The 23,686-nt window shown below is 71.8% G+C and carries 23 protein-coding genes, 1 tRNA gene and 1 pseudogene; 14 read left to right on the top strand and 11 right to left on the bottom strand.

Features of this window, described 5'->3' with window-relative positions:
• Window positions 1-268: 268 nt before the first annotated feature.
• From ACQEVS_RS19690 to ACQEVS_RS19675, 4 genes are all read left to right on the top strand, one after another.
• On the top strand, window positions 269-1,246 hold the full coding sequence (locus ACQEVS_RS19690) for an ROK family protein (RefSeq protein WP_433022126.1): 978 nt from the start codon (window positions 269-271) through the stop codon (window positions 1,244-1,246).
• Window positions 1,246-2,400 carry an N-acetylglucosamine-6-phosphate deacetylase gene (nagA, locus tag ACQEVS_RS19685; protein WP_433022124.1) on the top strand — a complete coding sequence of 385 codons (1,155 nt, stop codon included), beginning with the start codon at window positions 1,246-1,248 and terminating at the stop codon, window positions 2,398-2,400. The genes ACQEVS_RS19690 and nagA overlap by 1 nt, the downstream gene beginning before the upstream one ends.
• Window positions 2,401-2,522: 122 nt before the next feature.
• Window positions 2,523-3,455, top strand: a complete 933-nt coding sequence (locus ACQEVS_RS19680; RefSeq protein WP_433022122.1) for a 1-phosphofructokinase family hexose kinase — start codon at window positions 2,523-2,525, stop codon at window positions 3,453-3,455.
• Window positions 3,456-3,743: 288 nt separating this feature from the next.
• Window positions 3,744-4,592: a class II fructose-bisphosphate aldolase gene (locus ACQEVS_RS19675; protein ID WP_433022120.1), complete on the top strand. Its 849-nt coding sequence runs from the start codon at window positions 3,744-3,746 to the stop codon at window positions 4,590-4,592.
• Between the two features lie 115 nt (window positions 4,593-4,707).
• Here ACQEVS_RS19675 and ACQEVS_RS19670 read toward each other — a convergent pair whose 3' ends face one another.
• The 3 genes from ACQEVS_RS19670 to ACQEVS_RS19660 form a co-directional block, all read right to left on the bottom strand.
• Entirely contained in the window at window positions 4,708-4,947 is a 240-nt protein-coding gene (locus tag ACQEVS_RS19670) for a hypothetical protein (RefSeq protein WP_433022118.1), read from the bottom strand.
• Window positions 4,948-5,064: 117 nt separating this feature from the next.
• Window positions 5,065-5,334 carry a DUF6255 family natural product biosynthesis protein gene (locus ACQEVS_RS19665; RefSeq protein ID WP_433022116.1) on the bottom strand — a complete coding sequence of 90 codons (270 nt, stop codon included), beginning with the start codon at window positions 5,332-5,334 and terminating at the stop codon, window positions 5,065-5,067.
• Complete coding sequence (locus ACQEVS_RS19660; RefSeq protein ID WP_433022114.1) at window positions 5,334-5,654, bottom strand: hypothetical protein; 321 nt, start codon at window positions 5,652-5,654, stop codon at window positions 5,334-5,336. The genes ACQEVS_RS19665 and ACQEVS_RS19660 overlap by 1 nt, the downstream gene beginning before the upstream one ends.
• Before the next feature lie 177 nt (window positions 5,655-5,831).
• Here ACQEVS_RS19660 and ACQEVS_RS19655 point away from each other — a divergent pair, with 177 nt between their 5' ends.
• A complete protein-coding gene (locus ACQEVS_RS19655; RefSeq protein ID WP_433027717.1) occupies window positions 5,832-6,689 on the top strand; it encodes a helix-turn-helix domain-containing protein in 858 nt (285 codons plus the stop codon).
• 61 nt (window positions 6,690-6,750) lie between these two features.
• On the opposite strand, the gene ACQEVS_RS19650 is transcribed toward ACQEVS_RS19655, so the two are convergent.
• The 3 genes from ACQEVS_RS19650 to cdgB form a co-directional block, all read right to left on the bottom strand.
• The gene (locus ACQEVS_RS19650; RefSeq protein WP_433022112.1) at window positions 6,751-7,326 is read right to left on the bottom strand and encodes a hypothetical protein; all 576 of its coding nucleotides are present in this window, start codon (window positions 7,324-7,326) and stop codon (window positions 6,751-6,753) included.
• 11 nt (window positions 7,327-7,337) lie between these two features.
• Window positions 7,338-7,676 (bottom strand): hypothetical protein, encoded by a 339-nt coding sequence (locus ACQEVS_RS19645; RefSeq protein WP_433022110.1) that lies wholly within the window; start codon window positions 7,674-7,676, stop codon window positions 7,338-7,340.
• A 166-nt stretch (window positions 7,677-7,842) separates the two neighbouring features.
• A complete protein-coding gene (gene cdgB / locus ACQEVS_RS19640; RefSeq protein WP_433022108.1) occupies window positions 7,843-9,708 on the bottom strand; it encodes a diguanylate cyclase CdgB in 1,866 nt (621 codons plus the stop codon).
• A gap of 433 nt (window positions 9,709-10,141) precedes the next feature.
• Between cdgB and ACQEVS_RS19635 the strand changes: the two genes are divergently transcribed.
• The gene (locus ACQEVS_RS19635) at window positions 10,142-10,693 is read left to right on the top strand and encodes a flavin reductase family protein (protein WP_433022106.1); all 552 of its coding nucleotides are present in this window, start codon (window positions 10,142-10,144) and stop codon (window positions 10,691-10,693) included.
• A gap of 45 nt (window positions 10,694-10,738) precedes the next feature.
• Here the strand turns inward: ACQEVS_RS19635 and ACQEVS_RS19630 are convergent, their stop codons facing one another.
• Both ACQEVS_RS19630 and arfB read right to left on the bottom strand, forming a co-directional pair.
• Window positions 10,739-11,002 (bottom strand): chaplin family protein, encoded by a 264-nt coding sequence (locus ACQEVS_RS19630; RefSeq protein WP_433022104.1) that lies wholly within the window; start codon window positions 11,000-11,002, stop codon window positions 10,739-10,741.
• A gap of 188 nt (window positions 11,003-11,190) precedes the next feature.
• Window positions 11,191-11,619: an alternative ribosome rescue aminoacyl-tRNA hydrolase ArfB gene (arfB, locus tag ACQEVS_RS19625; RefSeq protein ID WP_433022102.1), complete on the bottom strand. Its 429-nt coding sequence runs from the start codon at window positions 11,617-11,619 to the stop codon at window positions 11,191-11,193.
• A 217-nt stretch (window positions 11,620-11,836) separates the two neighbouring features.
• Between arfB and ACQEVS_RS19620 the strand changes: the two genes are divergently transcribed.
• From ACQEVS_RS19620 to ACQEVS_RS19610, 3 genes are all read left to right on the top strand, one after another.
• A complete protein-coding gene (locus tag ACQEVS_RS19620) occupies window positions 11,837-12,412 on the top strand; it encodes a TerD family protein (RefSeq protein WP_433022100.1) in 576 nt (191 codons plus the stop codon).
• 273 nt (window positions 12,413-12,685) lie between these two features.
• Window positions 12,686-12,970 (top strand): hypothetical protein, encoded by a 285-nt coding sequence (locus ACQEVS_RS19615; RefSeq protein WP_433022098.1) that lies wholly within the window; start codon window positions 12,686-12,688, stop codon window positions 12,968-12,970.
• A 152-nt stretch (window positions 12,971-13,122) separates the two neighbouring features.
• Window positions 13,123-13,311, top strand: coding sequence for an antitoxin (locus ACQEVS_RS19610; protein ID WP_398271580.1), 189 nt, complete (start codon window positions 13,123-13,125; stop codon window positions 13,309-13,311).
• A 157-nt stretch (window positions 13,312-13,468) separates the two neighbouring features.
• Here ACQEVS_RS19610 and ACQEVS_RS19605 read toward each other — a convergent pair whose 3' ends face one another.
• Window positions 13,469-14,026, bottom strand: a complete 558-nt coding sequence (locus ACQEVS_RS19605) for a GNAT family N-acetyltransferase (RefSeq protein WP_433022096.1) — start codon at window positions 14,024-14,026, stop codon at window positions 13,469-13,471.
• 426 nt (window positions 14,027-14,452) lie between these two features.
• Here ACQEVS_RS19605 and ACQEVS_RS19600 point away from each other — a divergent pair, with 426 nt between their 5' ends.
• From ACQEVS_RS19600 to ACQEVS_RS19590, 3 genes are all read left to right on the top strand, one after another.
• Complete coding sequence (locus ACQEVS_RS19600) at window positions 14,453-16,006, top strand: M4 family metallopeptidase (RefSeq protein WP_433027714.1); 1,554 nt, start codon at window positions 14,453-14,455, stop codon at window positions 16,004-16,006.
• 90 nt (window positions 16,007-16,096) lie between these two features.
• Complete coding sequence (locus ACQEVS_RS19595) at window positions 16,097-16,594, top strand: hypothetical protein (RefSeq protein ID WP_433022094.1); 498 nt, start codon at window positions 16,097-16,099, stop codon at window positions 16,592-16,594.
• Between the two features lie 145 nt (window positions 16,595-16,739).
• Window positions 16,740-18,293 (top strand): MFS transporter, encoded by a 1,554-nt coding sequence (locus ACQEVS_RS19590; RefSeq protein ID WP_433022092.1) that lies wholly within the window; start codon window positions 16,740-16,742, stop codon window positions 18,291-18,293.
• A gap of 8 nt (window positions 18,294-18,301) precedes the next feature.
• Here the strand turns inward: ACQEVS_RS19590 and ACQEVS_RS19585 are convergent, their stop codons facing one another.
• Window positions 18,302-19,438, bottom strand: coding sequence for an aminopeptidase P family protein (locus ACQEVS_RS19585; RefSeq protein WP_433022090.1), 1,137 nt, complete (start codon window positions 19,436-19,438; stop codon window positions 18,302-18,304).
• A gap of 280 nt (window positions 19,439-19,718) precedes the next feature.
• Between ACQEVS_RS19585 and ACQEVS_RS19580 the strand changes: the two are divergent.
• Window positions 19,719-21,886: pseudogene (locus ACQEVS_RS19580) on the top strand (MMPL family transporter).
• 244 nt (window positions 21,887-22,130) lie between these two features.
• Here ACQEVS_RS19580 and ACQEVS_RS19575 read toward each other — a convergent pair.
• A tRNA-Thr gene (locus ACQEVS_RS19575) sits at window positions 22,131-22,204 on the bottom strand.
• Between the two features lie 212 nt (window positions 22,205-22,416).
• On the opposite strand from ACQEVS_RS19575, the gene ACQEVS_RS19570 reads away from it, so the two are divergent.
• Window positions 22,417-23,553 (top strand): ABC transporter ATP-binding protein, encoded by a 1,137-nt coding sequence (locus ACQEVS_RS19570; RefSeq protein ID WP_433027710.1) that lies wholly within the window; start codon window positions 22,417-22,419, stop codon window positions 23,551-23,553.
• Window positions 23,554-23,686 lie beyond the last annotated feature (133 nt).

The raw sequence follows: 23,686 nt of genomic DNA, 5'->3' as shown, positions 1-23,686 counted from the left end.
CCTTTCACCGTTTCTTGCGGGGGCAAGCCCCCGCACCCCCGAAGCGCGCTGCGCGCTGTCCTCAAACGCCGGACGGGCTGATTAATCAGCCCGTCCGGCGTTTGAGGACGAGCGGCGGAGCCGCGAAAAGGGGGTCTGGGGCGCAGCCCCAGGAATCGGCGAAGGGGTGGGACCGGGGCACAGCCCGCCGCAGGCGCACCCCCACGCACCCCACCCACCCCCGAACAGTGGACTAGACCTTTCCACCCCCACGCGCGAAACTGTCCCGGTGAAACATGTCATCGCCCTCGACGTGGGCGGCACCGGGATAAAAGCCGCCCTCATGGGCGCGGACACCACCCTCGTCCACGAAACCCTCCGCCCGACAGACCGCGACCAAGGCCCCGACGCCGTAGTCGCCCGCATCCTCGACCTCGCGGCGGAACTGCGCGACCAAGGCGAGAAGGAGTTCGGCGAACCGGCCGCAGCGGTCGGCGTGGCCATCCCGGGCGTCGTCGACACAGACACCGGCACCGCCGTCTACGCCGCCAACCTGGGCTGGCGCGACCTCCCCCTCCGCGACCTCCTGAGCCGCCGCCTGGGCGGCACCCCCGTGGCCCTCGGCCACGACGTCAGGACGGGCGGCCTCGCCGAGGGCCGCCTCGGCGCCGGCCGCGGCGCGGACCGCTTCCTCTTCGTCGCCCTCGGCACCGGCATCGCGGGAGCGATCGGCATCGAAGGCCGCGTCGAGGAGGGCGCGAACGGCTCGGCCGGCGAGATCGGCCACATCGCCGTGCGCCGCGGTCCGGACGCCCCGGAGTGCGGCTGCGGCGGCCGCGGCTGCCTGGAGACGCTCGCGTCGGCCGCCGCCGTGGGCCGCGCCTGGGCCGCGGCGAGCGGTGACCCGGCGGCCGACGCCGCCGCCTGCGCCCGCGCCGTCGAGGCCGGCGACGCCCGCGCGCGCCGCGTCTGGCAAGAGGCGGTGGACGCGCTCGCCGACGGCCTCGTCGTCGGGCTGACGCTGCTCGACCCCCGTACGCTGATCGTCGGCGGCGGGCTGGCCGAATCGGGCGAAACGCTGTTCGGCCCGCTGCGCGCCGCCGTCGCGGAGCGCCTCACCTTCCAGAAACTCCCCCTCATCGTCCCGGCGGCCCTCGGGGCCACCGCCGGCTGCCTGGGCGCGGGTCTGCTCGCCCGGGACCTGCTGGCCGCCCGGGCCTCCACGCCAGCCACAGCAGCCACGGAATCCACGGAGGTATCCGCCTGATGGTCGAACGAACGGTTCTCGACGGAGCCCGGGTCGTGCTGCCGACCGGGGTGGTGGAGCACGGCCGCGTCACCGTGGAAGGCACCCGCGTCGTCGCGGACGCCGCCGAGGAGACGCCGACCTGGGACCTGACCGGCCACTGGATCGTCCCCGGCTTCGTGGACATGCACGTCCACGGCGGCGGCGGGGCCTCCTTCTCCTCCGGCGACCCGGAGGAGGCCCTGACGGCCGTCCGCGCGCACCGCGCGCACGGCACGACGACGATGGTCGCCTCGACCGTCACCGGCGACCTGGCCGACCTCGCCCGGCAGGCGGCCGTCCTCGCGGAGCTCACCCAGCAGGGCGATCTGGCCGGCGTCCACTTCGAGGGCCCGTTCATCTCGCCGCACCGGTGCGGCGCCCACCAGCCGGAGCTGCTGCGCGACCCGGACCCGGCGGACGTCCGCAAGCTCGTCGACGCGGCGCACGGCACGGCCCGGATGATGACACTCGCCCCCGAGCTGCCCGGCGGCCTGGAGTCCGTCCGGATGCTCGCGGACCTGGGCGTCGTCGCGGCGGTCGGCCACACGGACTCCACGTACGAGGCGACGCTGGACGCCATCGACGCGGGCGCGACCGTCGCCACCCACCTCTTCAACGCCATGCCCACGCTGCTGCACCGCGCGCCCGGCCCGATCGCGGCGCTGCTGGAGGACGAGCGGGTCACCGTCGAGCTGATCAACGACGGGACGCATCTGCATCCGGCCGTCCTGGAGCTGGCGTTCGCCCGCGCGGGCGCCGACCGGGTCGCGTTCGTGACGGACGCGATGGGCGCGGCGGGCATGAGCGACGGCATGTACGCGCTCGGCCCGATGCGGGTGGAGGTCAAGGACGCGGTCGCGCGGATCGCGGACGGTCCGACGGCCGGTTCGATCGCCGGCTCGACCCTCACCCTGGACACGGCGTTCCGCCGCGCGGTGACCGTCGACCGGCTGCCGGTCGAGGACGCGGTCGCCGCCCTGTCCGCCAACCCGGCCCGGCTGCTGGGCGTCGCCGACTGCGTCGGCTCGCTGGAACCGGGCAAGGACGCCGACCTCGTCGTCCTCGACGGCGCGTTCGAACTCGTCGGCGTGATGCGCAAGGGCGAATGGCTGGTCCGACCCGAAGTGCGGTGATTCCTCCCCGGCTTGGGGAACGGCGGCAGGTCCGGGGACTGGGCCTGCCGCCGCTGTTTTGGCATGATCGCTCCCGCAATCGTGTCCCCGGGTCCCCGCGGACCGGTCCGAGAGAGGCGCCGATGATCCTCACGGTCACGCTCAACGCCGCGCTCGACCTGACCTATCGGGTCCCCCGGCTCCGTCCCCACACCTCGCACCGCGTCGCCGAGGCGGTCGAACGGCCGGGCGGCAAGGGCCTGAACGTCTCCCGGGTGCTCGCCCGGCTGGGCCACGACACCACCGTTACGGGCTTCGCGGGCGGCCCGACGGGCGAGACCCTCCGCGCCCTGCTCGCCGCGACCGCCGCGGACACGCCGGGAAGGCTAGTCGACGCCCTCGTCCCGATCACCGGCTCCACCCGCCGCACGGTCGGCGTCGTCGACGCGAGCACCGGCGACACCACCCAGCTCAACGAGACGGGCCCGGCGATCACCGCCGCCGAATGGGCGTCCTTCACCGCCCGCTACGCCCAACTCCTGGACGGCGCAAGGGCAGTGGCGCTCTGCGGCAGCCTCCCGCCGGGCGTCCCGGTGGGCGCTTACGCACAGCTGATCCGCCAGGCGCGCACCCGCGGCATCCCCGTCCTCCTGGACACCTCCGGGGAACCCCTGCGGCGCGGCGTCGCCGCCCGCCCCGACGTCGTCAAGCCGAACGCCGCCGAACTCGCCGCCCTCACCGGCTCCACCGACCCCATGCGCGCCGCCCTCGACGCCCGCCGCCGCGGCGCCCACGCCGTCGCCGCGTCCCTCGGCACCGACGGCATGCTCGCCATCACCCCCGACGGCACCTGGCGCGCCACCCCACCCGCCCGCCTCAAGGGCAACCCGACGGGCGCCGGTGACTCCGCCGTGGCCGGCCTGCTGTCGGCCTGGCTGGACGACCTCCCCTGGCCCGACCGCCTCCGCCGCGCGATCGCCGTCTCGGCGGCGACGGTACGGGCGCCGGTGGCCGGGGAGTTCGACGCGGAGGCTTACGAGGCGGCGCTGCCGCTGGTGAAGGTGGTGGCGGTGTGAGGGGGCTGCGGGGCGGGCGGCTTGGACAATCGGGCGCCCCGCGCGGGCGGCCGGTCCGGACGCACCGAAAGACCGGCCGGGGTGGCCGCCCGATCGCGATCGGGGACCGCGCGGACGTCGCACCGGCGGAGTCCCGCCGACCGCCGAGGCCCACCCGGCCGCGACCGGGGCCGCCGGTGAGCGTCCACCCCACCGGCCCGGGGCCGACGCCCGGAGCGGACACACGACACCCGGCCCCCGCCGCCGCAGGACGACGCACCCCCGCACCCTCGCACGGGAGTTGACCCGATGCCCCTGGCCCGTACCGCCGACCTCCTCGCCTCCGGCGCGGCCGTCGCCGCGTTCAACGTCATCACCGTCGAACACGCGGAGGCCATCGCGGCCGGCGCGGAGGCGGCCGGCCGCCCGGCCGTCCTCCAGATCTCCGAGAACGCCGTGAAGTTCCACGGCGGCGACCTCGCCCCGATCGCCGCCGCCACGGCGGCCGTGGCCCGCGCCTCGTCCGCTCCCCTGGCCCTGCACCTCGACCATGTCGAGTCCGTGGACCTCCTGCACGCCGCGAGCGCGCACGACTTCTCGTCGGTGATGTACGACGCGTCGGCGCTCCCCTACGCGGAGAACGTCAAGGCCACGGCGGAGGCGGCCCGTTGGGCGCACGCGCGCGGTCTCTGGCTGGAGGCCGAGCTCGGCCGCGTAGGCGGCAAACCGGGCGACGCCCATACGCCGGGAGTCCGTACCGATCCGTCGGAAGCGGCGGCGTTCGTCGCCGACACGGGCGTGGACGCGCTGGCGGTGGCGGTCGGCAGCACCCACGCGATGACGTCCCGCACGGCGTCCCTCGACCACCCGCTGATCGCCGCCCTGCGCGAATCCGTCCCCGTCCCGCTGGTACTGCACGGCTCGTCGGGCGTCCCGGACGACGAGCTCCGCCGCGCGGTCGCGGCGGGCATCCGCAAGGTGAACGTCGGCACGGCCCTCAACACGGCCTTCACCGGCGCCGTCCGCGCCTTCCTGGAGGCCCACCCGTCGACGGTGGACCCCCGCCGCTACCTCGCTCCCGCGCGGGAGGCGATGGCGGCGACGGTGGAGCGGTTCCTTGAAGTGCTGGCAGGGCCGCACCGCGCGGGAACGAGGTGACGAACGGCCGGAGCGGTGCGCACGCTCACCCAGGACGCCGTTCCGGCTCCTCGTACCGCTCCGACATGTGCGCTTCCAGTCGCCCTTGCCTGTGGACGACCCCGCGGGCCGTCCCTCAGCGGCGCCCCTCCTTGATGGCGTCGACCACGTCCTTCGCCTCCTTGAGGCTCGCGCCGGTGGCCTCGCGGTGGACTTTGATCGCCTGAATCGTCTTGCCCTCACGCACGAGTGCGCGGACCTCCGCGAGGTACGGGGCATCGGCATCCTGGATGCCGAGGTGCTCCAGGATCAGATCGAGTTTCCGCTCCACCCGGGCCAGCCGGTTCTCCAGGGCGTAATTGGGGCCGAGAATCATGCCTCGAAGCGTAGTCCCGTGGACCTGGCGCCCAACGAGCCTTTCCCACTAGCTCTTGGAGCGGGAGGGATGGATATTGCCTGCCGCCATGCGGCCCGACCGCCGGCCGTCGGTCACTCACGAGGCGAGCCGCCACATGCGGGTGCTGGTGCCCCATCGGCTGACGCGGTGCAGCCCGCGTGCGATGAGGGCGGCGGCCGCGCGGTCCGCCCGGGCGGGGTCGCGGGGCGGCCGGGTGGCCGCCGCCACCGGGCGTTCCGGCATCAGCAGCGCCGCGTAACCCGTGAAGCGGCGGGCGCCGCAGTCGCGGCAGCGCTCCTCGCCGACGCCGCGCTCCCAGCCGGAGCGGTGCCCGCAGTGCCGCATCAAACGTCCGACGGATCGCATCAGTTGCTCCTCCCCATCGCGGACGCGGCGTGCGCCACGATCCAGTGTGTGTACGCGGCGGCGGTGGCGTCGCCGCCTCCGGCCACCCTTCTGACCGTTTCGAGCGCGGCGCACTCGTCGCAGCCGGTCTGGTACGGACGCAGCCCGGCCGCCTGCCGCTCCTCGCGGGTCGCGAGGCGGAGGGCGTCGGGCGGGGCGGCCCACGACTCGCCCGCGCTGTCCAGGTTCCGTACGTGGACGAGACCGTCGACGGCCTCCGCTACCTGCGCCAGTCGGCCGCTGCGGACGTCCACCACGTAGCTGCCTGCTCTGTATGTCACTGCTCGCACCCCCGGAAGTGGCTTGAATCGCCCCCCACGGCCACTGTGGAGTTCCGAAGTGCTTTATTGCAACGTTTCGCTTTAGTGTTACCACTAAGGGATTAATCGGCGTACGCATGCTGACGGTTGCCGTAGAGTCGCCCCGCGAAACGAGGGGGTGATCAGTTGTCGGACGCCATGCCCACCGTGATGCGTCGGCGGCTCGGGGCGGAGCTGCGAACCCTGCGGATCCGGGCCGGATTGAGCCTTGCGCAGGCCGCCAAGCTGCTCGGCACCTCATCGCCGAGCCTGAGCAAGATTGAGAACGGCAAGCTGCGGAGCCCCCTCGATAGATTCTTCGTCGTGTACGGCTTCCACGACGAAGTACGGATCGCCGAGATCCGAAGGCTCGCGAAGCTCGCCGAGACCAACCGCCGACGGGGCCTGTTCACTCAATACAGTGATGTCATCGACGACTCGACCGCCGACCTCATCGAGCTCGAAGAGCTGGCGAGCCAAGCGGACACCTACGCGGCACTGGCCATTCCGGACCTGTTGCAGACCGCGGACTACGCCTTGGCGGTCATCGAGGCCGGCCGCGCGTGGAACACCAGCCGCCAGGTGAGGACCGTCGCCGAACTCCGCATCAAACGCCAACAGGCCCTGCACAGCCGCCGGCTCGACGACCAACCTGTTTCGCCGCTCATGATGCGCTGCGTTCTCGACGAGGCGTGCCTGAGACGCCCGGCAGGACCGCCCGAAGTGCTCGCAGAACAACTCAAGCACCTGCTGGACGTCTCACAGATGCCGAACGTGGAGGTACGAGTCGTCCCGTTCGCCACCGGCGCGCACACCAGCCTCAGCGGCGCGTACACCGTCTTCCACTTCGACGAGGGCGAGCCGGTCGTAGCGATCGAGCCGCTGACGACGTCCTTCTGCCTGGACGAGGACGCCCACACCGTCCGTTACGACACGGCGTTCAACCAACTCCGCGAGCAGGCCCTCGACATGGCCGCCTCCCGCGACTTCATCACCCGCCTGCTCAAAGACGTTTGATCCACAACACGCGAGCACCCCGACATCCCGGCGCCGAAACGGCGGCCGCCGGGACGGCAGGCTATGACTTCGACTTGTACCAACCCGGCAGGATCTTCACCCGGGCCACATTGATGTTGCACTGCGACTCGCACGACAGCTTGATGTCGGCCTTGCCGCCCTCAAGCTGGATGTAGTTGAAGGTGTGCGACCAGCCGTCCCCCGGCCACTTCTTCCAGTCGACCGTGCTGCTCAGCTTTTCGCCGTTGACCCAGAGCGAGCCGGTCGCCGCCCCGTTCTGCGCGCCGTAGTCCACCCACACCGTGTACTTGCCGGCGTCCGTGACGGGCACGTCCTTCCACTCGATGGAAGACCCCTGCTTCATGGTGACGTAGACGCCGCCCTCCGTGGGCGCACCCTTCACGTCCTTCGCCGTGGACGCTCCACCAGCCAGCTGCAGGGTCGCCGCGTCCCGGTTCATGTCCTTGACGGGCTTGGCGGAAGGCTTCGAATCGTCCTTCTTGCCGTCCTTCTTATCCGTCTTCTCGGACGGCTTGTCCGACGGCGTCTGCTGCGCCGAGTTGTTCTTGCCGTCGTCCCCGTCGCCCTGGTTCGCGTACACCGCCGCGCCGATGCCGCCGGCGACCACGACCACCACGGCTATCGCGGCTATGAGCAGGCCGCGCCGCTTGGGGCGCTGCGGGCCCGGGGCGCCGGGCGGGGGGCCCGGCTGGCGGGGGCGCCGCCGGGGAGGGTCTCCGGGGCGGCGTAGTGCGGGGTGTGCTGTTGGGGGGCGGGCATGCCCGCGCCGTACGTGGCGCCGCCCTGCTGTGGCGTGTACTGGCGTGAGCCGACCGGCCGGACCTGGTTGTACGACGTACGGGGGACGCCGGGCTGCGGCGCGGACGCAGCCGCGTCGGCGCCCTGGTCGCCGCCCTCCGAGCGGTACAGGTAGCCGAACGGATCCTCGTCCTCCGGCTTACCGTTGCCGTTGTTACCGGCCGTCATCCCCTGTCACTCCCCACGTGATGTGCCGTCCGGCACCCACGTTCGTGTACCGGATCCGCGGCTGTCGAGGCCGGTTCGGCCACCACGGTCCGGCGGCGGTGCCGCATCGGCGCAGCCTACCCCGTGCGGCAAGGGGCACGCCCCTGCCACTTGGGCTACCGGCCGGTCAACCGGCCCGCCGGCCGGTCCGGGCGCGGGACCGCTTTTCGACGTACATCCGCTGGTCGGCGGAGCGCAGCACCTCGTCGGCGGACATCCCGCAGCCGGCCCAGCCGATGCCGAAACTCGCCCCCACCCGCACCGCCCGCCCGTCGACCCGGATGGGCGGGATGATCGCGTTGCGCAGCCGGACCGCCAGGTCCTCCGCGTCGGCGCGGCCGAGGCCGTCGGCGAGGACGACGAACTCGTCGCCGCCCATCCGGGCCACGGTGTCGCCGTCGCGGACGCCGCTGCTGAGCCGCCGGGCGACCTCGATCAGGACCGCGTCACCGGTGTGGTGCCCGAAGCGGTCGTTGATCGATTTGAAGCCGTCCAGGTCGCAGAAGAGGACGGCGAGGCCCTTCTCGCTCTCGTCGCTGTCCTCGTCGAGCGGGACGGTGTGCACGTGGTGGTCGCGGTGGTCGTAGCCGCCGGAGCCGGAGTAGGCCGCTCCGTAGTCGCCCGCCCCCGCTGGGTAGTCGGCCATGCCGTAGTCGCCGACGGCGTAGTCGCTCGGGCGGTAGCCGCCGGCCGGCCGGTCGTCGGCGAGCGGGTCCGGGGCGCGGTCGTGCCCGTACGCGCCGTCGCCGCCCGGAATGCCGCCCGGGATGCTCTCCGGGCCGCCCGGTATCCCCAGCGGCTCGCCGAACGGGCCGCCGAAGGGGTCTCCGACGCCCACGACCTCGTCGAAGCCCTCCAGCCGCCCGAACGGGCCGTGGTCGGCCGTGGCGTGCGGATCGCCGCCGGGCGGGCGGGCGCACAGCCGGCTGCTGAGCCGGGCGCGCAGCTCGGCGCTGTTGGGGAGGCCGGTGAGGGAGTCGTGGCTGGCGCGGTGGGCGAGCTGGAGCTCGTGCCGCTTGCGGTCCTCGATGTCCTCGACGTGGGTGAGCAGGAAGCGCGGCCCGTCGGCGGCGTCGGCGACCACCGAGTTGCGCAGCGAGACCCAGACGAACGTGTCGTCCCGGCGGCGCAGCCGCAGCTCGGCCCGGCCGCCCTCGGCGGAGGTGCGCAGCAGGGTGCCGATGTCCTCGGGGTGGACGAGGTCGGAGAACGAGTAGCGGCGCATCTGGGAGGCCGAGCGGCCCAGCAGCCGGCAGAGGGCGTCGTTGGCGCGGTGCAGCCGCCCGTGCTGGTCGCCGCCGAGCTCGGCGATGGCCATGCCGCTGGGCGCGTACTCGAACGCCTGCCGGAAGCTCTCCTCGCTGGCGCGCAGCGCCTGCTGCTCGCGCTCCAGGCGGACGAGGGCGCGCTGCATGTTGGCGCGCAGCTTGGCGTTGCTGATCGCGATCGCGGACTGGAACGCGTACATCTGGAGCGCTTCCCGGCCCCAGGCGCCGGGGCGGCGGCCGTTGCGCGGCCGGTCGACGGAGATCACGCCGAGCAGATCGCCGCCGGCCGAGCCGGCCGAGTACATGGGCGCGAGGAGGCGGTCCATGGGGTGCCACTCGTCGGGGAAGCGCGGCGCGGGGCCGGTGGTGCGCCACTGCGGGACGTCGTCGTCGTCGAGGACCCAGCCCTCGGTGTACGGGATGAAGCGCAGCTCGCCCCAGCGCTCGCCCATGCTGAGCCGGCGTTCCCAGGACACCCGCGAACCGACCCGGCCGGACAGGAACGCCTCGGCACTCGCGCTCCCGGCGACGGCGGCGACCACGAGGTCACCGTCCGGGCGGACCAGGTTGACCGCCGCGAGCTCGTAGCCGAGCCCGTTCACCACGCCCTCCGCGACGGTCTGCAAGGTGTCCGCGAGGCTGCGGGCGGTGTTCAGATTCGCCACCGCCTGGTGAACCTGCCGCAGGGTCGTCAGACGCACATACGGCTCCGACTCGGTGTCCATAGCTCGCTCTCCCCCGAGACCTCGACAGCGACTCTCCAGATTTTCTTGTCGTCCGATTACACGGCCACTGAATCACAGGGAGCTGACAACTCGGTACACAGGGTCAACAAATAGGGCCTTCTGTGACTCATGTCACAGCGCGTAACGATGACCCTTACCTTGCATTCGCAGCCGCCCTCTATTTCGGTCCGCAAATAAGGCAGAGCCTGTCGCGTTTTTGCGGCACCCATTCCGGGGTTTCACGAAGAGATCGACGAGGTCAGAGGCGGTACGGACGGGAAGCGGAAACGATGCGAACAAGCGATCGAATGACGGGACGGAAAGGCGGCCGGAACGTTCTCGGGACTACGGAGGGCCTAGTCCCCATTACCAGGAGGGTCCTGGTCCCGCAGCCCGATGCAGCGGTTCGTCACGGGCGGCTAGCGTGCATCGTGTGTTGCAGACGACTTCGCCCACCGAGGCCCGCATACCGCATGCTGACGGTGTGACCGCCGAGGAATTCCGCGCCGCCCTCGCCCGCCTGGCGGCGGGCGTGGTCCTGGTGACCGCGCACGATCCCGACGACGGCCCCCGCGGCGAGGACGTCGGCATGACGGCGACGGCGTTCCTCTCCGTGTCCCTGGACCCACCCCTCGTGATGGTGAGCGTTCGCAACGACTCCCGGATGGAGGAGTTGCTCGCCCGGCAGCCCCTCTGGGCGGTCTCCCTGCTCGCCGAGAGCCAGCGCCAGGTCGCCGGACGGTTCGCGATGAAGGGACGGGTCAGCGACCGGCTCCTCTTCGAGGACCTCCCGCACGACCGCGGCGAGCTCTCCGGCTCCCCGCTCGTCCGGGGCGCCCTCGCGGTACTGGAGTGCCGGACGGAACAGCGGGTGGTCGCGGGCGACCACACCCTCTTCATCGGGCGCGTCCTCAAGGCGGCCGCCTCGACGACGGAGACCGGACCGCTGACGTACTTCAAGGGCCGGTACCGGCACCTGTCCTGAGCCCGTCCCGAGCGGGCGGCGGCCGGCCGGACGCCGGGGCCCGCACTACGTCTGGTCGCCGAACAAGTCGATGTTCAGGACGTTCCGCCCGACGCCGCCCTGCACGAAACCGACCGGCAGGTCGGCGCCCCCGCACTGGTTCGTGGGACCGGCGAAGGGAACGCCGAGCCGGTTGCCGGCCGTGGAGCCCTGGCTCGCGGCGGTGGCACCACGGGCGGACGTACCCTCGTCCCGCGCGGCGCAGCCGTTCCCCATGGCGGGCGACAGCAGGCCCCCGAGCCCCCCGGCCCGGGCCGGCGCGACGGCCACCGCCTGCACGGTTCCCAGCAAGGCGAGACATACGACGACGCGGACCGGACGGGTAACGGCACGAATGCGGACGTTCATACCCTGACCCAACTCCGCTTCCCCCGGTTCGGTCACGTGCGGCACACGCTCGTCCCCCGCGCCCGCGCACGGCACACACACGCGGGACGCCCGGCGACCCGGCGGATCCCTCAGTTCCAATCCCGCGCGGAGCGCCCCTTCTTCGTCTCCGCGCGCTGCTTCTTCTGCCGCAGCCGCCGCTCGTTGATGCCGCGCGGTATTCGCGTCGGCTTCCGCGGCTTCGGCGGCGGCGCGGTGGCCTCGGCCAGCAGCGCGGCCAGCCGGACGGCCGCCGCCTCCCGGTTGCGCCACTGCGAACGGTGCTCCGACGCCCGTACGGTCACGACCCCGCCCACCAGCCGGCCCGCGAGCCGCTCCAGGGCGCGCTCCTTCCACACGGCGGGCAGCGAGTCGGTGGCGGCGAGGTCGAAGCGCAGCTCCACCTGGCTGTCGCTGGTGTTGACGTGCTGCCCGCCCGGCCCGGAGGAGCGCGAGAAGCGCCAGACGAGCTCCGCCTCGGGCAGGCTGACGGAACCGCGGATGACGTAGGGACCGGACATGCCCCCATGGTCCCCCGTCCGGCCCGCCCGCGTCACCTCGTTATGCCCCGTTCCGCGCCGGGACCGCGTGCCGCCGCCTTCCGACCGACCATCAGAAATCAGTAAAGAAAGTAAAGCGGGATGGAACCCCGCCCCCCGTCGTCGGCGTTATCCCGGGTGACGGGACCGTGTGGCAGCAGCACGCGGTCCGCGAGTCGACGAGAAAGGGATCACCCCCATGCCTGTAAGCCTGTCCAAGGGCGGCAACGTCTCCCTCACCAAGGAGGCCCCGGGCCTGACCGCCGTCACCGTCGGCCTCGGCTGGGACGTCCGCACCACCACGGGCACGGACTTCGACCTCGACGCGAGCGCGATTGCGGTGAACCCCGGCGGCAAGGTCTACTCGGACGCCCACTTCGTCTTCTTCAACAACAAGCAGACGCCGGACCAGTCCATCGTGCACACCGGCGACAACACCACCGGCGCCGGCGAGGGCGACGACGAGCAGATCAACGTCAACCTGGCCGCCCTTCCGGCCGACGTCGACAAGATCGTCTTCCCGGTCTCCATCTACGACGCCACCACGCGCTCGCAGAACTTCGGCCAGGTGCGCAACGCCTACATCCGCATCATCAACCAGGCCGGCGGCGCCGAGATCGCCCGCTACGACCTGAGCGAGGACGCGGCCACCGAGACGGCCATGGTCTTCGGCGAGCTCTACCGCAACGGCGCCGAGTGGAAGTTCCGCGCCGTCGGCCAGGGCTACGCGTCCGGACTCCAGGGCATCGCCCAGGACTTCGGCGTCAACGTCTGACGTCCCACCCGCCGCTGAGCGGCCGTACGAAGCCCCCTCCGGCTCCCCTTCCGCCAGAGGGGCTTCGCGCTCCCTGGTGCGCCGAGGACAGCACGGGCGCGTCGGCCACCCATGGCCTCCGGACACCTGGTTCACCCACGAGGACGGCCGCCCGCGGCGCCGCCGACACCTGACCGCCCGGCACCGCCGGCGCCCGGCCGCCCGCACCCCGTACGGATGAAGAGCCTCCTTTTCGGGGGACGTCCGGGCCCCCGCGCGTCATCATCGGACGCGATGGCCGACAGCGAGGAACCCCAGGAGCCCGCCCCCGAGCCCGGTGACGACGACGCGGACGGGCATCGTCCGCACCCCGTCTGCCACTGGTGTCAGGGATCCGGCTTCGTCCCCCGCGTGCTCGCCCACAACCCCGGCCCCGACCCGTTCCGCGGCCCGGCCGAAACCGTGCACCGCACGGGTCAGTGCCGGCACTGCCGGGGGACGGGGTCGTACGACTCGGCCCTCGACCCGACGATCGGGCCCGAGGACCGGACGGGCGACGTGCCCTGGGGCGGGCGCTGACCGGCCGGCACGCACCATCGCGACAACCTGGCACGCACCACTTCGACAACAACACACGCACGCACCGCCACGAACCCACACCGCCGCCGGAGTGCGGACCGGGACGAATGCGGTGATCCTGGGTGGGTCAGGCATGCGTAAGGAGGACACCCATGTCCATGCTCGACAAGCTCAAGGGCCTGCTCAAGGGCCATGAGGACACCGCCCGGCAGGGGGTCGAGAAGGCCGGTGACGCCTTCGACGAACGGACCGGGAACAAGTACCAGAGCCAGGTCGACGCCGCCCAGCGGAAGATCGACGAGCAGCTCGGCAACCGGCCGCCCACCGACGGGCAGCCGTAAGGGCGCCCCCGGGCGGCCGGCCGTGGCGGTTCAGCGCCGCGGCCGGCCGCCCTCCGCGTCACCCCCGTGCGCCGGACGGGCCGACCAGGAACGGTCGGCCCGTCCGGCGCCGTGCGTGGACCGGTCCCGCTCCCGCGGCCACCGCTTCACCGACGCTTCACCACAGCCGGTCGATCTCCCCGGAATACAGACCTATCCGGCATCCCCGGAACGCCCCCGCCGCCCGCCGCGCCCGGGCGGAGAAGAATCCGGCCATGGTGACTTTGTCGAGTCCCGGACCGTCGCTCGGGAAGGGATCACCCGGTGTCCCACCGACGAGGACGGTGCCCTCCAGCGCCTCCCAGCCCGCGCTCTCGTAGAAGGGCCGCAGCGGCCGGTCGCAGGTGAACAGCCCGATGTCCGCCCCGTCCGCGGCGATCCACTCCCGCGCGGCGGCCACCAGCCGCCGCCCGTGCCCGCGGCCCCGCCGGGCCCGGTCGGTGACGACCGCGCTCAGCCCGGCGGCGCGGTAGCGCGCGCCCGCGTGCTCGATCTCCTTCGTCAGGACGTCCAGCGCCGCCGTCACCTCGCCCGCCGGTGAGACGAGGAGCATCGCGACCGGGCGCAGCGCCGGGTCGGGCGGTCCGCCGCCGGCCCACACCTGGGCGCGCAACGCGTCCGCCCGAACGGCCAACTCCGGCGGAACACACCCCTCCGCGTAGGTCCTGACCTGCACTCCGCCTCCTCGCTCCGGCCTGCCCGGGTGCCGCGCGGGGCGTCCTGACGACGCCGTCCGCGCCCAGGGGACGAATCCCCGCGAACTCGCCCCGAACTCCCCTGCCCCGGCACGACTTCACTACACGTCCCAGGCGTCACACACGCCACTACAGCCCCAACTCTTCCTTTCTTAAACCCGAAGCCCCAACTCCGACCGGAACTGACCCCTTTTAGATAACAGCAGATCACATCCTTGTTGCGCCCCTGTCAAAAACGGTCAGTTGCTGGCACGCTCTCCTCCATTCGCTCCTGCACCTCTCACCACCAGCGGGCCGCTCACACCTCGGGCAGCCCGCAACCCCCCTCAGAGGAGACAGAGTTGAGACTCACCGCCACCCCCCGCACCACCGCCCTGCGTGCCGCCGCCCTCGTCGCCTCCGCCGCGATGGTCGTCGTCGGCATGCAGACGGGCAGCGCGAGCGCCTCGGGTGACCGTGACAGCGGAGGGCTGCCGCTGGCACTCTCCGCGAGCCAGCGCACCGCCGCCCTCCAGGAGGCCCAGAGCGGCGCGTCGGCGACCGCCGCCAAGATCGGCCTGGGCGGCAAGGAGAAGCTGATCGTCCGCGACGTCGTCAAGGACGCCGACGGCACCGTCCACACGCGCTACGAGCGCACCTACGACGGACTGCCCGTGCTCGGCGGCGACTTGATCGTCCACGAGGGCAAGGGCGCGAAGGGCGGGCGGGCGGTCACCAAGGCGACCGACGCGACCATAGCCGTGCCCTCGACCAGCCCCTCCCTGGCCCCGGCCGAGGCGAAGAAGTCCGCGCTGAGCGCCGCCGCCGACCAGAAGACCGCCAAGCCGGCCGGCCAGGCGCCGCGCAAGGTCGTCTGGGCCGCGCAGGGCAAGCCGGTCCTGGCGTACGAGACCGTGGTCACGGGCGTACAGAAGGACGGCACCCCGAGCGAGCTGCACGTGATCACCGACGCGGCGTCCGGCAAGAAGCTGTACCAGTACGAGGCCATCGAGACCGGCACCGGTACCAGCACCTACAGCGGCACCGTCCCGCTGACCACCACCAAGTCGGGCTCGCAGTACCAGCTCATCGACGGCGCGCGCGGCGGCCACAAGACGTACGACCTCAACCAGGGGACGTCCGGCACCGGTTCGCTGTTCACCAACAGCACCGACACCTGGGGCGGCGGCCGGCAGACGGCCGGCGTCGACGCGCACTACGGCGCGGCCGTGACCTGGGACTTCTACAAGAACGTCTTCGGCCGCAACGGCATCCGCAACGACGGCAAGGCCGCTTACTCCCGCGTTCACTACGGCAACGGCTATGTCAACGCCTTCTGGTCCGACGCCTGCTTCTGCATGACCTACGGCGACGGCCAGAACAACAAGAACCCGCTCACCGCCCTCGACGTGGCGGCCCACGAGATGAGCCACGGCGTCACCGCCGCCACCGCCAAGCTCGTGTACAGCGGCGAGTCCGGCGGCCTCAACGAGGCGACGAGCGACATCTTCGGCACCGCCGTCGAGTTCTACGCCAACAACAAGACCGACGTGGGCGACTACCTCATCGGCGAGAAGATCAACATCAACGGCGACGGCAAGCCGCTGCGCTACATGGACAAGCCGAGCAGGGACGGCCGGTCCAAGGACAGCTGGTACTCCGGCATCGGCGGCGTGGACGTCCACTACTCGTCCGGCCCGGCCAACCACTTCTTCTACCTGCTCTCCGAGGGCAGCGGCAAGAAGACGATCAACGGTGTGAACTACGACAGCCCGACCGCCGACGGGTCCAAGGTCACCGGCATCGGCCGGGACAAGGCCCAGAAGATCTGGTACAAGGCGCTGACCACGCAGTTCACCTCGAACACCAACTACGCCAAGGCGCGTACCGGCACCCTGAACGCCGCCGCGTCGCTCTACGGCAACAACAGCGCGGAGTACAAGGCGGTGGCGGCGGCCTGGTCCGCCATCAACGTCAAGTAACCCGGCCCCTTCGCAGCGTCCCCCAGGGACCGCAGCCCGTGCCCCCGGCCGCCGCGCCGGGGGCACGGGCGTCGTGACACCATCGGGGACGTGATCGACCTCGGCTACTCGCTCTCCCGCCGCTTCCCGGACCCGCCGCAGACGGACTACCGCACCGCCGACGTCCGGGCCCTGCGGCACGACCTCTTCTGCGGCGACGTCTACCTCGCCGACACCAAGGAGGACCGGGAGCTGTCCACAGCCTGGGGATGGGTGCCGGTGCTGGACTTCGCCTGGGCGCTGTGCGACATCGTCGAGGAGCTGGACCGCGACCCGCGCGGCTCCCGGTCGGCCACGCCGCAGTACTCCGAGCTGGACTTCACCGAGTCCAGCGACCGCCTGCTCTTCGAGCGCCGCTTCGGCTGGGTGGAGGTCACCGCCGACTGGGTCCCCGCCGACGAGCCCCCGCTCGTCCTCGACCACCGGGCGCTCCGCCGCGAGGCCCGCGACTTCCTGCACGACCTGATCGCCGACCTCTCCGACCTGCACGACGGACTGGCGGACAACCCGGTCGTCTGGACGCTGCAGAGCCGCTTCCCGCGCGTGTGACGGCCGCCGGGGGCCCGACGACCGCCGGAGCCCCGGCGGCGACCGCCGGGGCTCTTGGGGCCCGGGTGACCCAAGAGGCGGCCCTCCCCCACAGCACCTAGGCTGATCCGAGAGCTTCTGCACCCCATGGCTGCGAGGTTCCGCGATGAGTCCCACATCCGAACCGACCTCCACCACCACCGCCACCGACCCCCGCCGCTGGTGGGGTCTGGTGTTCATCGGTCTCGCCCAGCTGATGGTCGTCCTCGACGCGACGATCGTGAACATCGCCCTGCCGTCCGCCCAGCGCGACCTGTCGATGTCGGACACCAACCGGCAGTGGGTGATCACCGCGTACACCCTGGCCTTCGGCGGACTGCTGCTGCTCGGCGGCCGGATCGCGGACCTGGTGGGCCGGAAGCGGACCTTCCTCGCCGGGCTGATCGGCTTCGCCGTCGCCTCGGCGCTGGGCGGTGCCGCGCGGACCGACTGGCAGCTCTTCGGCTCACGGGCGCTGCAGGGCGTGTTCGCCGCCCTGCTGGCGCCCTCCGCGCTCTCCCTGCTGACGACGACGTTCACCGACCCGCGCGAGCGCGGCAAGGCGTTCGGCGTGTACAGCGGCATCGCGGGCGCCGGCTCGGCCGTCGGGCTGCTGGCGGGCGGTCTGCTCACCGAGTACCTCGACTGGCGTTGGTGCATGTACGTCAACGCCCCGATCGCCCTCATCGCCTTCGCCGGCGGCCTGTGGTCCCTGCACGACCACCGCCCCGAGCGGCGCACCCGGCTGGACCTGCGCGGCGTCATCCTGGCCTGTACGGGCCTGGTCGCCGTCGTCTACGGGTGCAGCGAGGCCGAGCCGCGCGGCTGGGACAGCCCCCGGGTGCTCACCCTGCTCGTCGTCGGCGTCGCGCTGCTGGCGCTGTTCGGCTGGTGGCAGACCCGGGCCGGCAGCCCGCTGCTGCCGCCGCGCGTCGTCCGCGACCGCAACCGCGCGGGGGCGTTCCTGACGCTGGCCCTCGCCGTGATCGCCATGTTCGGGATGTTCCTGTACATGACGTACTACTTCCAGCTGGTCCTCGGCTACCGGCCGGTCCAGGCCGGCCTGGCGTTCCTGCCGATGTCCGCCACGATCATCATCACCAGCACCCAGATCGCGTCCCGGCTGCTGCACCGGCTGCCGCCGCGGCTGCTGATCACGCCGGGGACGCTGCTGGCGGCCGTCGCCCTGTTCCTGCTGACGTTCCTGCCGGTGAAGGCGGACTACGCGGTGCACGTCCTGCCGTCGACGATCCTGTTCGGCCTGGGCATGGGCCTGATCTTCGTGGCGGTGATGGACACCGCGACGAAGGGCGTCGACCCGAACGACTCGGGCGTCACCTCCGCCACCGTCAACACCTGCCAGCAGGTGGGCGGTTCGATCGGCACCGCGCTGCTCAACACCATCGCGACCTCCACCGCCGGCACGTACATCGCCGCGCACCTGAAGTCGGCGGCGGCCACCGGGCCGGTGACGCCGGCGGCGCGCTCGGCGATCGCCAAGGACGGGGTGGTGCACGGCTTCCACGTCGGGCTGGCCGTGGCCTCGGTGATCATGCTGGCCGCCTCGGCGGTGGCCTGGGTGGTGATCACGGCCCCGGCGCCGCGCCACGGCGACCGGACGCCGGAAGGCGAGGCCGGCGGGGCCCGGGCGGCACGGGAGCCGCGCCGGACCCGCCCGTAGGACCGCCGTCACGACACGACGAGCAGCTCCCGGCCCGTCGTGTTCAGCCGCTGCCCGCCGTCCTCCGTACAGACCACGATGTCCTCGATCCGCACCCCGAACCGGCCCGGCAGGTAGATCCCGGGCTCGATCGAGAAGCACATCCCCGGGACCAGCGTCAGGTGCTCGCCCTCGACCATGTACGGCGGCTCGTGCGTGGTGACGCCGATCCCGTGGCCCGTCCGGTGGACGAAGTACTCGCCGTACCCGTTGCGTGCGATCACCTGGCGGGCGGCCCGGTCGACGTCCTGGCAGGCGGCCCCCGGCCGGACCGCCTCGAACGCGGCCTGCTGCGCCTCCCGGACCAGGTCGTGGACCTTGCGCTCCTCGGCGCCCGGCTCCCCCACGTGCACCGTACGGGTGGTGTCGGAGCCGTAACCGTCCATCAGGCCGCCGAAGTCCATGACGACCATGTCGCCGTCCTGGATCGTCCGGTCCCCCGCCTCGTGGTGCGGATTGGCACCGTTGGGGCCCGAGCCGACGATGGTGAAGTCCACCTGCTGGTGGCCGTGCTCGCGCAGCAGCCGGTCCAGGTCGGCGGCCACCTCGCGCTCCCGCCGTCCGGCGAACGGCAGCCGGACGATCTCCTCGTACGTGGCGTCGGCCGCCGCGCCCGCCGCCGCGAGCCGCTTGACCTCGTACGCGTCCTTGACCGCGCGCAGCATGGGCAGCGCCTCGGTCAGCGCGGCGTGGGCGCCGCCGGGGCGCAGCCGCTGGAAGGCCAGCAGGTGCAGCGCCCAGGTGTTGTCGGACACTCCGTAGCGGCCCTGCGGTTCGAGGTGCCCGGCGAGCGCGTCGTAGGGGTTCTCGGCGTCCCGCCAGCCGGCGACGGTCAACGCCGGGGCGCCGGGCGCCTTTTCCGCGTCGGGCCGTTCCAGCTCGGGGACCAGCAGCAGCGGCCGGCGGCCCGGGGTCACCACCAGCGCGGTGAGGCGTTCGGTGACGGGCGGGTGGTAGCCGCAGAGCCAGGCCAGGTCGGGGCCGGGCGCGATGATCAGTCCGGCCATGCCGGCCTGGGCGGCGGAGCGGGCCGCGCGCTCCATCCGGGCCGCGTAGTGGTCCGGGTCCAGCGGGCCGGAGGACGCTTCCATCGACGTGATCGCCATGGGGGCAGCGTAATCCGGGTGGAGACGTTCGGCAGGTGATCTCTACCCCAGGGTTGAGACGTCTCTCCTCCGAGGGGAGGAGACGACCCCACCCCGGGACCGATTTTCCCCTGAATCCTCGAGTAATCGTTGGACCCGGATAAAGAGCGTCCCTAGCGTAGGGATGCCCGTTCGGACATCTGTACCCTCCGCCGGGCCGCGTCCGATCCTTGCACCACCCACTCAGTATCCACTCAGTGTTCTCGTAGATCCAAGCAATTCCAAGGGGGAGCTCCACACCATGTTCCGACGAGTCGGACGGTTCGCCGTCCATAGGCCCTGGCTCACGATCCTGGCCTGGATCGTGGCAGCCGTGGCCCTCGGTGTCCTGGCGCCGGGCCTGAAGTCCACCACGGACCAGGCGGAGTTCCTTCCGTCCCACTACGAGTCCGTGCAGGCGGGCAAGGTCCAGGAGAAGGCGTTCCCCCAGGACGAACAGGCGGCCGCCACAGGCGTCTTCAAGCGTGCCGACGGGGGAAGCTCACCGCCCAGGACAAGCGGGACGTGGCGAAGGTCGCCGCCGCCCTCCAGGACAAGCACTACAAGAAGATATCCAAGGTGACGACGGGGCCCGAAGCGGTCTCGCCCAATGGCGAGATAGCCCTGGCCAACATCTACTCCGGCGAGAAGAACTGGTCGGACGACACCGTCATGGAGTCGATCAAGTCGCTCCGCAAGGACGCCAAACCCCTGCTCAAGGACACCAAGTTGCAGCTGGGTGTCACCGGTCAGGCGGCGTCCAGCCTCGACTCCAAGGAGCAGTCCGGCGACACCGACGGCATGATCATGATGGCCACGCTGGTCCTCATCATCGTGCTGCTGCTGGTCATCTTCCGCAGCCCGCTCATCGCCATCCTGCCGGTCCTCATCATCCTGGTCGTCACCATGGTGGCCAACGGCCTCATCGGCACGGCGGCCGACGTCGGCGGGCTGAAGGCCGACGCCAGCGTCACCCCGATCCTCATCGTGGTGCTCTTCGGCGTGGGCACCGACTACATCCTCTTCCTGCTCTTCCGCTACCGCGAACTGCTGCGCAAGGGTGAGGAGCCCAAGGCGGCCCTGGCCGAGGCGGTCGCGCGCGTCGGCGAGACCATCGCCTCCGCCGCCGGCGCGGTCATCGCCTCGTTCCTGGCCCTGCTGCTGTCCACGATGGGCATGATGAAGGCCCTGGGCCCGTCCCTGGCGATCGCCGTCGCCGTGACCCTGATCGCCGCCCTGACGCTGGTCCCCGCCGTCTTCTCGCTGCTCGGCACCAAGGCGTTCTGGCCGTCCAAGGCGTGGAAGAAGACCCCGAAGAACCGCACCGCCAACGCGGTCGGCGGGCTGGTCTCCCGCCGCCCCGGCATCGTGGCGGCGCTGTCCACCGTGGTGCTCGCCGTCCTGGCGATCGGCGCCTTCGGCTTCAAGTCGCAGTGGGACATGGACAGCCAGCTGCCCGAGAAGCTGGAGTCCGTCCAGGCGATGAAGGACCTCCAGAAGGGCTTCTCCGCCGGCCAGGCCGACCCGGCCATGGTGTTCGTCAAGGCGAAGGACGGCGCGCGGCTCGACAAGGGCGAACTGGAGGCGTTCCGCGGCAAGCTCGCGGCCGTCAAGGGCGTGGCCACGGTCAGCCCGGCCCTCCCCAACAAGGACGGGTCCGTCGCCCAGTTCAGCGTGGTCACCAAGGCCAAGCCCAACCACGACGAGGCCATCAAGCTCGTCGGCGGCGATCTGCGCGACACCGCGCACGAGGCGGCCCCCAAGGGCAGCGAGGCCCTGGTCGGCGGCACCTCGGCGGTCCTCACCGACATCGAGAACGCCGTCCAGCACGACTACAAGGTCGTCTTCCCGGTCGCCGGCCTCGCGATCATGCTGATCCTGGGCCTGCTGCTGCGCAGCCTGGTCGCCCCGCTCTACCTGATGATCGCCGTCGCCCTCGGCTTCGGCGCCACCCTCGGCTCCACGGTCTGGCTCTTCCAGGACCTCAAGGGCGAGGACGGCATGCTGTTCATGCTGCCGATCATCATCTACCTCTTCGTGGTGGCGATCGGCACGGACTACAACATCCTCATGGTCGCCCGCCTCCGCGAGGAGGTCCGCAAGGGCGTGGCCCCACGCGACGCCATCCGCACCGCGGTCGCCCAGTCGGCCCCGACGGTCGCCTCCGCGGCGATCATCCTCGCCGGCACGTTCGGTGTGCTGCTGCTCGCCGAGAACTCCATGCTCCAGCAGATGGGCTTCGCGGTCGCCTTCGGCATCCTGCTCACCGCGTTCGTGATGGCCATGCTGCTGGTGCCTACGGTGACGTCGCTCCTCGGCCACAAGGCGTGGTGGCCGGGCCACCAGGACGCTCCGCGTCAGGCGGAGCCGGCCCCGTACGCCGGCACGGACTCGTACGAGGACCACGCCTCGTACTCCGGCCGGCGGTAGCCCGGCGGCGCCCCTGCTGCCTGCGGCGGTGGGGGCGCCCCAGACCCACCCTTTCACCGTTTCCTGGGGCTGCGCCCCAGACCCCCATGTCCTCAAACTCCCCCAGAGGGGGCACCCCCAACGGGCTGATTCAGCCCGTTGGGGGTGCCCCCTCTGGGGGAGTTTGAGGACAGCGCGCGCAGCGCGCTTCGGGGGTGCGGGGGCACAGCAAAGCCCGGGCCCCAAGCCCGGGCTCCACACACAAAGCCGCCTGTCGGATTCGAACCGACGACCCCCTGTTTACAAGACAGGTGCTCTGGCCAGCTGAGCTAAGGCGGCACGCGAACAAGCACGCGGCAAGCACGTGAGAAGCAGTCTAACCGCAGACAGCCCCACCGCTCCCCCCAATTTTTCGCGAAGCGACCTGCTGACAACGGCCCGCTCCCCGGGTACCGTCACCGCATCCCGTCCGAATTGGACTGGACCACTCAGCACCACTCCCTCTACTCGGATCGTCCGGCACGTTCCTGCCGGTGAAGGGACCCACCACCATGGCCACGGTCACGTACGACAAGGCGACCCGGATCTATCCGGGCTCCGACAAGCCCGCCGTCGACCAGCTCGACATCGAGATCGAGGACGGCGAATTCCTCGTCCTGGTCGGCCCGTCGGGCTGCGGGAAGTCCACCTCGCTGCGGATGCTCGCGGGGCTGGAGGACGTCGACGGCGGTGCCATCCGCATCGGCGACCGCGACGTCACCAATCTGCCGCCGAAGGACCGGGACATCGCCATGGTGTTCCAGAACTACGCGCTCTACCCGCACATGACCGTCGCCGACAACATGGGCTTCGCCCTGAAGATCGCGGGCGTGCCCAAGGCGGAGATCCGGCAGAAGGTCGAGGACGCGGCGCGCATCCTGGACCTCACGGAGTACCTGGGCCGCAAGCCGAAGGCGCTCTCGGGCGGCCAGCGGCAGCGGGTGGCGATGGGCCGGGCGATCGTCCGCGAGCCGCAGGTGTTCCTGATGGACGAGCCGCTGTCCAACCTGGACGCCAAGCTCCGCGTGCAGACCCGTACCCAGATCGCCGGCCTCCAGCGGCGCCTGGGCATCACCACCGTCTACGTCACCCACGACCAGGTCGAGGCCATGACCATGGGCGACCGGGTGGCGGTGCTCAAGGACGGGCTGCTCCAGCAGATCGACTCGCCGCGCAACATGTACGACCGCCCGGCCAACCTCTTCGTCGCCGGCTTCATCGGCTCCCCGGCCATGAACCTGGTCGAGGTGCCGATCACCGACGGTGGCGTCAAGTTCGGCAACAGCGTGGTGCCGGTCTCCCGGGAGGCGCTGGCCGCCGCGGCCGACCGCGGCGACCGGACGGTCACCGTCGGCGTCCGCCCCGAGCACTTCGACGTGGTCGAGCAGAACGGCGAGACGGCGCGGCTCCTGAGCAAGGAGGCCGCCGACGCCCCCGCCGGCCTGGCCGTCACGGTCAACGTGGTCGAGGAGCTGGGCGCCGACGGCTACGTGTACGGCACGGCGGAACTCGGCGGCGAGCAGAAGGACCTGGTGGTCCGCGTCAACGGCCGGCGGGTGCCGGAGAAGGGCTCGGCCCTGCACGTCGTCCCCCGCCCGGGTGAGCTGCACGTCTTCTCGACCTCGTCGGGCGAGCGGCTGAGCGATTGATTCACGCCGCCGTGCCGCCCCGGCGCGGGCGGCACGGCGGCCCTCACACCCCGTCAACCGGACGCGTCACCGATTTCGCGCCACCCGCCCCAGGTCCGGCCGCCCGGGCGTCAACCCTTCCCACCGAAGGGCC

This window comes from Streptomyces sp. CA-181903 (genome assembly GCF_050937075.1).
In the GTDB taxonomy this organism is placed as follows: domain Bacteria; phylum Actinomycetota; class Actinomycetes; order Streptomycetales; family Streptomycetaceae; genus Streptomyces.
This window is presented reverse-complemented; position numbering and strand designations above follow the sequence as displayed.

Coding starts and splice junctions, on each gene's coding strand:
- nagA (WP_433022124.1), top strand. CDS start 1,246: ATGGTCGAACGAACGGTTCTCGACGGAGCCCGGGTCGTGCTGCCGACC.
- cdgB (WP_433022108.1), bottom strand. CDS start 9,708: ATGGACACCGAGTCGGAGCCGTATGTGCGTCTGACGACCCTGCGGCAG.
- ACQEVS_RS19665 (WP_433022116.1), bottom strand. CDS start 5,334: ATGCGATCCGTCGGACGTTTGATGCGGCACTGCGGGCACCGCTCCGGC.
- ACQEVS_RS19680 (WP_433022122.1), top strand. CDS start 2,523: ATGATCCTCACGGTCACGCTCAACGCCGCGCTCGACCTGACCTATCGG.
- ACQEVS_RS19675 (WP_433022120.1), top strand. CDS start 3,744: ATGCCCCTGGCCCGTACCGCCGACCTCCTCGCCTCCGGCGCGGCCGTC.
- ACQEVS_RS19615 (WP_433022098.1), top strand. CDS start 12,686: ATGGCCGACAGCGAGGAACCCCAGGAGCCCGCCCCCGAGCCCGGTGAC.
- ACQEVS_RS19610 (WP_398271580.1), top strand. CDS start 13,123: ATGTCCATGCTCGACAAGCTCAAGGGCCTGCTCAAGGGCCATGAGGAC.
- ACQEVS_RS19590 (WP_433022092.1), top strand. CDS start 16,740: ATGAGTCCCACATCCGAACCGACCTCCACCACCACCGCCACCGACCCC.
- ACQEVS_RS19645 (WP_433022110.1), bottom strand. CDS start 7,676: ATGACGGCCGGTAACAACGGCAACGGTAAGCCGGAGGACGAGGATCCG.
- ACQEVS_RS19655 (WP_433027717.1), top strand. CDS start 5,832: ATGCCCACCGTGATGCGTCGGCGGCTCGGGGCGGAGCTGCGAACCCTG.
- ACQEVS_RS19570 (WP_433027710.1), top strand. CDS start 22,417: ATGGCCACGGTCACGTACGACAAGGCGACCCGGATCTATCCGGGCTCC.
- ACQEVS_RS19670 (WP_433022118.1), bottom strand. CDS start 4,947: ATGATTCTCGGCCCCAATTACGCCCTGGAGAACCGGCTGGCCCGGGTG.
- ACQEVS_RS19585 (WP_433022090.1), bottom strand. CDS start 19,438: ATGGCGATCACGTCGATGGAAGCGTCCTCCGGCCCGCTGGACCCGGAC.
- arfB (WP_433022102.1), bottom strand. CDS start 11,619: ATGTCCGGTCCCTACGTCATCCGCGGTTCCGTCAGCCTGCCCGAGGCG.
- ACQEVS_RS19620 (WP_433022100.1), top strand. CDS start 11,837: ATGCCTGTAAGCCTGTCCAAGGGCGGCAACGTCTCCCTCACCAAGGAG.
- ACQEVS_RS19600 (WP_433027714.1), top strand. CDS start 14,453: ATGGTCGTCGTCGGCATGCAGACGGGCAGCGCGAGCGCCTCGGGTGAC.